7 protein-coding genes are annotated in these 7,811 nt (G+C 59.5%); 5 read left to right on the top strand and 2 right to left on the bottom strand.

Annotated features, from left to right (window positions below; translation table 11 throughout):
- A partial coding sequence (locus GSQ88_RS31215) for a DUF4347 domain-containing protein (protein ID WP_159011849.1) occupies positions 1 to 2,610 on the bottom strand: 2,610 nt, incomplete at its 3' end.
- Between the two features lie 343 nt (positions 2,611 to 2,953).
- On the opposite strand from GSQ88_RS31215, the gene GSQ88_RS31210 reads away from it, so the two are divergent.
- Positions 2,954 to 3,250, top strand: a complete 297-nt coding sequence (locus tag GSQ88_RS31210; protein WP_159011847.1) for a DUF6916 family protein — start codon at positions 2,954 to 2,956, stop codon at positions 3,248 to 3,250.
- Here GSQ88_RS31210 and GSQ88_RS35895 read toward each other — a convergent pair.
- The gene (locus GSQ88_RS35895) at positions 3,243 to 3,404 is read right to left on the bottom strand and encodes an N-acetyltransferase (RefSeq protein ID WP_246785161.1); all 162 of its coding nucleotides are present in this window, start codon (positions 3,402 to 3,404) and stop codon (positions 3,243 to 3,245) included. The two genes, GSQ88_RS31210 and GSQ88_RS35895, sit on opposite strands and share 8 nt — an antisense overlap.
- On the opposite strand from GSQ88_RS35895, the gene GSQ88_RS35890 reads away from it, so the two are divergent.
- The 4 genes from GSQ88_RS35890 to GSQ88_RS31190 all read left to right on the top strand — a co-directional run bounded on the left by GSQ88_RS35890 (position 3,403) and on the right by GSQ88_RS31190 (position 7,574).
- Positions 3,403 to 3,699, top strand: a complete 297-nt coding sequence (locus tag GSQ88_RS35890) for a hypothetical protein (protein ID WP_246785160.1) — start codon at positions 3,403 to 3,405, stop codon at positions 3,697 to 3,699. The genes GSQ88_RS35895 and GSQ88_RS35890 overlap by 2 nt on opposite strands.
- A gap of 167 nt (positions 3,700 to 3,866) precedes the next feature.
- Complete coding sequence (locus tag GSQ88_RS35885; RefSeq protein WP_246785158.1) at positions 3,867 to 4,373, top strand: hypothetical protein; 507 nt, start codon at positions 3,867 to 3,869, stop codon at positions 4,371 to 4,373.
- 44 nt (positions 4,374 to 4,417) lie between these two features.
- Complete coding sequence (locus GSQ88_RS31195) at positions 4,418 to 6,061, top strand: recombinase family protein (RefSeq protein ID WP_246785156.1); 1,644 nt, start codon at positions 4,418 to 4,420, stop codon at positions 6,059 to 6,061.
- Positions 6,062 to 6,803: 742 nt separating this feature from the next.
- Entirely contained in the window at positions 6,804 to 7,574 is a 771-nt protein-coding gene (locus tag GSQ88_RS31190) for a sulfotransferase family 2 domain-containing protein (protein ID WP_159011843.1), read from the top strand.
- Positions 7,575 to 7,811 lie beyond the last annotated feature (237 nt).

Below are 7,811 nucleotides of genomic sequence, written 5' to 3'. Positions count from 1 at the left end.
GATGACCGCGATGCCGTCGGGATCGATATAGACGTTGTGATTGCCGTGGGTAGTGTTGTTGTCGCCGAACGTGTCGTTGTTGAGGGTGATGTTGAGCAAGCCGCTATAGTTGAAGACATCGAGGTTGTCGTAATAGCCGCCGCTGATGGTCGAGCTGGTGATCGAGGCGACACCGGTGACGCCGTTTTGCACGGCTTGTCCGGTATATTGGCCGCTGCCGAAGATCACGCTGCCTTCGCCGGTCGCGCTGCCGTTCGCGCCGTTGACCACCGTGTGATCCATGCTGAAATTATTCACCGACTGTCCGTAGATGCCGTCGTAGGACAGATTGTCGAGTTGCATATAGGCGATCGACACGTCGATGGTGTTGTTGAGGTAAATGCCGATACCGTTCGTGGTGCCGCCGGTGGTGCCCGTCTTGCCCGCGATGGTGCCGCCTGAACCCGCGGTAGAGCCGTCGCCGGTGATGGTCAGGCCGCCGCTGGCTCCGGTGTTGTTGAGGATGATGCCGTCGTTGGCGCCGGCGCTGGAGGAGATGCTTTTGAAAGTAACGCCGGGCGAACCGATGTTGGTGTTTTCGATGTCGAGCGCGGTGCCCGACGTCGAACTGATGCTGTTGGTGGTGCCGGTGATATCGACAACGCCGCCGTGGGTAAGCGAGATGCCCGTGCCCGAACCGGTGGTCACCGCGATATCCGACATCGTCAGCGTGCCGACGGTGCTGCCATCATCGACGATGCCGGCTCCCGAGCCGCTCTCCTTGATGGTGATGCCGCTGATGGTGTTGCCTGAATTGAGCGTGACGTCAGCGCCGCTCGAAACCGTAAACGTCGTGCTGCCGCTGCCAGCGCCGATGAGCTGTTCGCCGCTCGCCAGCGTAATGCCGCTCTCCGTATAGGTCCCCGGACCGACCGAGATGGTGTTGTTGACGCCGTGACCGCCGGCCGCATCGGCGGCGGCGGTGCTGACGGCCTTCCCGATCGAGGCGAACGGGTTCGTTTTGGTGCCGTTTCCGGTGGTATCGCTGCCGGTCGTGCTCACATACCAGATCGGCGCGGTGACGTTGATTGATACCGTCGCCGTCTGGTCGCTGTTGCCCGCCACGTCGTGGGAGCTGTACTGGAACGATGCCGTACCGGCGAAGCCTGGCGTCGCCACGAAGGTGAAGCTGCCATCCGCGTTGAGCGTGACGGTGCCGCCCACGACATTGCTGGCGCCGCCGGTGGTGGTCAGCGCAGCACCGTTGAATTCGATATCATTGGCCAGCACGCCACTGGTGGCGTTGACCGTCAGCGTGGTGTTGCCGACCATGCTGTAGCTGTCGTTGACCGCGATCGACGTGATCTCGACCGAGTTCGGCACCGCCGTCAGGCCAGTCGGAGTCTCGGTCAGCGTGGTTCCGGTGGCGGCCGTGCCGGTGGTGTTGGTGATGGTGATTTGACTGGTCACCGTATCGCCCGGGCTGATGCCGCCGTCGCCGTCGGCGTCCACCGTCAGCGTCGTGGTGATGGACGATCCCGACACCGTGGTGCCGGCCAGCAGCCCCTGATAGCTCGCCAGCGCCGCCGTCGTGAACGGCGTGCTGGTATCGAGCGGACCGGAGGAGGAAACGTCGAGCGACCAGTTTTCGAACGTCGCGTTGGTGCCCTGCAACGTCCCGATATCCTGGGTCGAGGCGGCGACGCGGACGCCGCCGGCAGCGACCGCCAGATCGGCGATGAATTTCTGGCCCACGTCGCCCTGCGCGACATCGCAGCCGTACAGCGCAATTTCGCCGCCCGGCGCCAGCGCGTGGCCGATCGCCGCCAGCGCCTGCGCGTCACCGGCGAGGTTGGCGTCGGTGAGATTGGTCGAACCCAGCGTCAACTCGCCGGCCTGGCCATGGCCCAGAATATCGATGGTGGTGAGATTGGGATCCGGATTGCTGCTCAGGAAGTCGGCGATCTGCTTTAGGCCATCGCTGTTGGCGCTGACCAGCACCACCTCGGTGCCGGGATTTACGCCGGCAACCAGGGCCTGATAATCCGGGACCTGCTGATCGATGAACACGATCTCGGTCGGATTCTTGACCCAGGTAGCCACGTCGGCGCCGACATTGGCCGCGGACGATACCGCACTGGTCCCATGCTTATCGGTTTCCGTGGCCGTGAAACTGTGCGCGCCGTCGGCAAAGGTCGCGGACGTCGTGATGTCGAAGGTGCCGTTCGCGCCGACCTTTCCGGTGCCGACAACCGTCGTGGTGTTGCCGTCGGCATAAAGCTTGATGGTTTCGCCTGCCTTGCCGGTGCCCTGCACTTCAACAGTGCCGCCACTGACCGGTTGGGCCACCACGGACGTGATCGACGGCGGCGGCGGCGCTTGCACATTCGCCATCTGTACATTGGGCGTCTGTGCGAGCTTGTTCTCGGCTGCGACCATGTGCCCGTGATCGCCAGCGCCGTCGTGATAATGATGCGTCGCCGTCGCATGACCGGCGCCGTCGTACATCATGCGCGGTTCCAGCGCCATGATGCCGCTGCGGCGCGCGCGCGGCTTCTTTGCCTTGGATTCGTTCGATCGAGACGCGGACGCACGCTTGCGGCTGAACCAGCCGGACCCGTTATCAGACATCGAATTCTCCCGTCCGGCAGGACAAGCAACGCGCCGGCACGCACTCGCTCAGATCACCCAGCTTGAGAGACTTCGACGCGATGCCGCCCCGATTGCCGGTAATGCCAGCAGACGCCTCAAGCCCTGGACGTTTCTATTGATTAAAATACCATTAAAATGCAACGCCGTACAATCGTTGGTTGATGGATGGTTAAGATGTCATACGGCCGATCCGGCCTTTGTGATGTGGTTCACAGGAATCACGGGTTGTTGCTGTTTTTTCGATTTTGGTTAAAGGAGGTTGTGGCCAATTCCGGCCCCGGAATAGGCCCACTGCCGGCGCCGCGTTCGTAAGGGAAGGCCAATGACGACCGACATCGCCCAGTTGACGGCGGCCGATTTCGCCCCCCGGATCGGGGACGAGTTTCGCGTTTCCGCACCTGCCGGCGAAGTCTCACTCAGGCTCGTCGAGGTTCGCAGGCTGGGAAAAGGGCTTCGGCAAGGCGACGCCTTTTCGTTGACGTTCCTGTCGCCGCCCGGACCTTTCCTGCCGCAGGCGATCTATCCCCTGCAGCATCCTGCCTTCGAGGCGGTGGATCTTTTCCTGGTCCCGGTCGGACCCAAGGATGGCGGCAACAGCTACGAAGCCGTGTTCACGTAGGCGCCGCGCGCCAGTGCATCAGATCGTAGACGCCCTTGTCCTCGACGGTCTGGAATCCGAGCCGACGATAGAGGCGCATGGCGGGATTGAATTTCTCGACATGGATCGACAGCCGCTTGCCGGCGCGGCCGGCCTCGTCCATCAGATCGCGCATGATCGCGGCGCCGATGCTCGGGCAGCAACGCGATATCGATCACGCAGTGCTCGGTATCGCCGCGATCGAGATAGAGCCGTCCGACCGGTTCGCCGGCGCGCAGCACGACGAGCCACGCGGCGTCAGGATAGTTGCGCTGATATTCGGTGTGCTGCGCCTGGAACTGCATGGTCAGGAACGCCGCCTTCTGCGCGTCGGACCACGGCACCGGCGCAAGCTCCTCGGCGCGGGTCGACGCATAGACCCGATACAGAAACGGCAGACGCGCAGGAGTGTGGCAAATAGTTGGCTGTGAATGCAAAGCGCTATTGGTTGCATTGGAATTTTGTCCCGCATCAAACGATGCACATGTGTGGAAAGAGCAATCTGTCCTTTTTTGTAGCAAAAGAGAGCATTTGTAATTGCTTCAATTTGCTCGGGTTGCTTCATCCTGACTGAAGAGATCGGTCCTAGGTTGTGGCCATGCGGATCGATCCGAAATCCTGGGCCGAAGCGTTCGTTGCCGAGTTGACCGTCGGTGGCGAGCGAGTCCCGTTCGAACGGGTTCTGGCCCACCATCTCGATGAAGTGGGCAAACTACGCGCTACGTCCGGCCTGACCTGGCGCGGCATCACACCCCTGCTGACCCGTGCGGGCGCCCGAAGGGCAAATGGCGGCCTGATTTCCGCAGATCAATTACGGGTCGGCTATGCCCGGCTGGTCCGCCATGCTGAAGAGGCTGTGGACAGTCCGCCTCCTAAAACCGCCTCTAGAAGTACTCAGGGAAATGGCGTGCGGTCCCGCCCTGCAGCGGCCGCCGAGCTTGAGCCGTCAGAGCCACCATCCCGCCCCCGTATGGCCGTCAGACAGACCTCGTCGCAATTGGGCAAGCCATCGTCCGATCGTGAAGAGGTCTCCGAAGACGAAATCGCTTTGGCGCTTACGGCTGCAATTTCTGCTTTTCCTACCGGCCCGCAGCTGAGAGAATGAGTCTCAAAAGAAGGTGCCCGATGAAAAAATCACGTGTCCGCCCGTTGCCGATCAACGATCTTGCGGTGCCCGCGGAGCCGGGATTGCGCGCATGTGGGTATTATAGGGTCTCAACGGGGCGGCAGTCGGAAGCCAACCTGTCCATCCCCAGCCAGAGGCAGGCGACCCGTGACTTTTGCGACCGCAAAGGCTGGACGATGGCTGCGGAGTTCATCGAGCCCGGCGCCACCGCCACCGACGACCAGCGCCCCGAATTCCAGAAGATGATCGAGCGGGCCTGTGACGACGACCACCCCTTCGATGTGGTGCTGGTTTATTCGTTCCGCCGGTTCTTTCGCGACGGCTTCGGCATGGAAATGTACGTCCGCAAACTGGCAAAATCCGGCGTGCGCCTGGTGTCCATTACGCAAGAACTCGGCGACGATCCGTCGCAAGTCATGATGCGGCAAATCATCGGGTTGTTCGACGAATATCAATCTCGCGAAAACGGCAAACACGTCCGCAAGGCGATGATCGAGAATGCCCAACAGGGCTTCTACAACGGTTCACCCGTCGCATTAGGATACAAAGCGGTTGAGGTCGAGAAGCGCGGCATTCGCATCAAGAAAAAACTGGCGATCGATCCGGTCGAGGCCGAGACGGTCCGTCTCATCTTCCGGCTCTACCTGCAAGGCGATGGCACCTCAGGACCCCTTGGCGTGAAGAAGGTCGTCACTTGGCTCAACGAGCGTGGCTACCGTACCCGGCTCGGCGCGCGTTTCGGCGTGGCGACGATCCACGGCATTCTCACCAACGCGATCTACATCGGGAACTCCGTCTTCAACAAACGCGACTCACGGACCCTGAAGCAGAAGCCGGTCAAGGAACACGTCCCGACCGAGGTGGCGGCGATCATTTCGAACGCGGATTTTGAGGCCGTTGCGGCGAACCTCAAGGTACGTAACCCTAGAACGACGGCTCCGCGGGTCGTGACTGGCCCGATCCTGCTCACCGGCGTCGCCAGCGGTTGCGATGGCGCCATGACGCTGCGGACCGGAACGTCATCAACCGGCAAGATCCATAAACATTACACCTGCTCGACCTGCGCACGCCAGGGCAAGACTGCCTGCAAGGGTCGCTCGATTCCCATGGACAAGCTCGATACGCTCGTCACCGAAAATCTCATCGAGCGACTGTTTCAGCCCGAGCGTCTCAACGTCATCCTTGGGAAATTGGCCAGCCGCCGCTCCGACAAGGCGTCCGAGATCGACCGACGGGTTTCAGCACTACAGGCGGAAGTCGCGACCGCGGAAGACAAGCTGAGACGGCTCTACACCATGGTCGAAAATGATCTGACCGACCTGGACGACATTCTGAAAGACCGGATCGCGACCCTCAAATCGGATCGGGACCGGGCCAAAGAGGCGCTCGCCCGTATTATCATTCATCCAAAGCTGGACGCCTTCAATGCCGAGGCCATCGAGCGCTTTGGGCAAATCATGAGGCAGAACATCACGACAGGGCCGATCCCGTTCAGGAAGGCCTACATCAAGTCGGTGGTGGACCGGATCGAGGTCGACGATCACGCGATCCGGATCATTGGGGATCAGGCAACCTTGGAACAAGTGATCGCCGGGGACCAAAATGCGGGTCCAAACGTCCGCAGTTTTGCACGGAAGTGGCGCACCCGACACGATTCGAACGTGTGACCTTTGCCTTCGTAGGGCGAGGCTATGCCGCTTGATTTGGCAGACGGCTGCTGGCTGGCAACCTAGCGGTCCGATCGTCTCTACGGTGAATCCCCATTGATCGCGAGTATTGGACTCTGGCAGCTTCGATCGAGGCAGCGCTACCGCAGTCTTCGCATTCTCTGGCGTCGGCTTCAACGAGTGCGGCATCCGGTGGAGAATTCATGCCAGCGACCCACCGCGCTTGTCCCGCGGGTGCCGCGGCATCCTAGCTTGAAGACTAGTGCTCGGTCAGCACATTGAGAAAAGTCGGCTGATCACAAATCTGTTATTTCGAAGATCGATGCAGCTTATGCGTCGGCGGACGTGATGAGATTGAGCGAAGCGAGCGGCCTGCGAGTTCAGTGGAATCCCGATCATGCTGATGGCAATGACGTCCAGCAAGGAGCGAAATCACAGGGACAACATCTCCAAACGAGATTCTTGCCGTTGCGCAGCTACCCTGCTTGGTGGGTTGAGCCGCAGATTCACGATCACTAGCCCCAGTCGGCTTGTCGCCGAACTGATGGAAATCTCGGATTTCGGATGGCCTCCTTACGGCGAATCTCAGACTTGACGGTGAACTCAAGATTCGATTTCTGAGTGCCGTTCGCAAGCGAGTAATGTTTACCGCTGCGTCAACGGAAACGTACTTAAACAAATTTTAATTCGCACTTTGGCCGCGGTCGCTTTACGGTTAAGGCCGTAGTTCATCAAATCAACAATGCAAGATGCAGTGGGCCGAGACTGGGCGATGGTGTTGGACGAGCTTCATTTGGCGTTTGTTCATATTACACGAACAGGTGGGACGAGCATCGAAGCTGCATTGGCTGGCCAGGATTGGTGGAACATTTCTCCCCACACCAAACATCTGAGCGCTCGTCAAACGCGAGCACAAATGGGCGAAGAGAAATGGAGTTCCTTTTTTAAGTTTAGCATCGTTCGAAACCCCTGGGACCGAGTAGTCTCTATGTTTGCTACTAGTTGGTGGATGGGTGACGATCGTCAATCCAATGCCGAAGCGGAGTTCGAGTATTTCATAGAGAATCTGACTCCGCATCCAAACGAAAAATATTCGAGTCTCATGTATTCGGAAATAATCAACGAACAGCTCGATATGATCATTCGCTACGAGGCGATTCAGAAAGGCTTCGATAAAGTTTGCGAACTGGTCGGAAAGCCACCAGTGATTCTTGGCCGAGAAGAGTCTCGTCAAAGGCGCCACTATTCTACGTACTACACCGACACGACGCGAAAAAAAGTCGGCGAGCTATTCAAAAAGGATATCGAAGATTATCAGTATAAATTTGAGCGAGCTGAAGACTTTAGCCCCAAGGCTCTAACGGTGCTTTGCGACGAGGCCCTTGCGCGACGGTCGCCACCTACTGCTCCGGTAAAGGAGGTTTCCGATCGCCTTTTGTGGCTTGGGCCAAAACTTTCGGTGCCGGCCACACGCATTTTGAGGCGAGCTTTTCGCAAATCGTCGGGCAAATAAGAGATAAGAGCTTACGCCGCCACGCGGCGATGGATAACCGGCGGATCAATTTGACCATTTTCCGTAGGCTGGCCGTAATCTCCGCGCACAAATCCGCCGTCATCTCGAAGACGAACGCAATTGCATTCACTCGTGAGGTGTGAAGCCAACGACGCATTCGCGCCGTTGGCCAGCCTTGAAGGACGGCCGCAAGCACGGCTGAACAACAATCTTCGAGGTGCGGCCAAGCGGCCGCTC

The organism is Bradyrhizobium sp. S69, from assembly GCF_009766005.1.
Classification (GTDB): domain Bacteria; phylum Pseudomonadota; class Alphaproteobacteria; order Rhizobiales; family Xanthobacteraceae; genus Bradyrhizobium.
The sequence above is the reverse complement of the archived record's forward strand: the minus strand, read 5'-3'. Positions and strand labels throughout refer to the sequence as shown.

Bases quoted from the DNA above. Each gene is read 5' to 3' on its own strand.
- GSQ88_RS31210 (WP_159011847.1), top strand. From the start codon at position 2,954: ATGACGACCGACATCGCCCAGTTGACGGCGGCCGATTTCGCCCCCCGG.
- GSQ88_RS35885 (WP_246785158.1), top strand. From the start codon at position 3,867: ATGCGGATCGATCCGAAATCCTGGGCCGAAGCGTTCGTTGCCGAGTTG.
- GSQ88_RS35890 (WP_246785160.1), top strand. From the start codon at position 3,403: ATGATCGCGGCGCCGATGCTCGGGCAGCAACGCGATATCGATCACGCA.
- GSQ88_RS35895 (WP_246785161.1), bottom strand. From the start codon at position 3,404: ATGCGCGATCTGATGGACGAGGCCGGCCGCGCCGGCAAGCGGCTGTCG.
- GSQ88_RS31190 (WP_159011843.1), top strand. From the start codon at position 6,804: ATGCAAGATGCAGTGGGCCGAGACTGGGCGATGGTGTTGGACGAGCTT.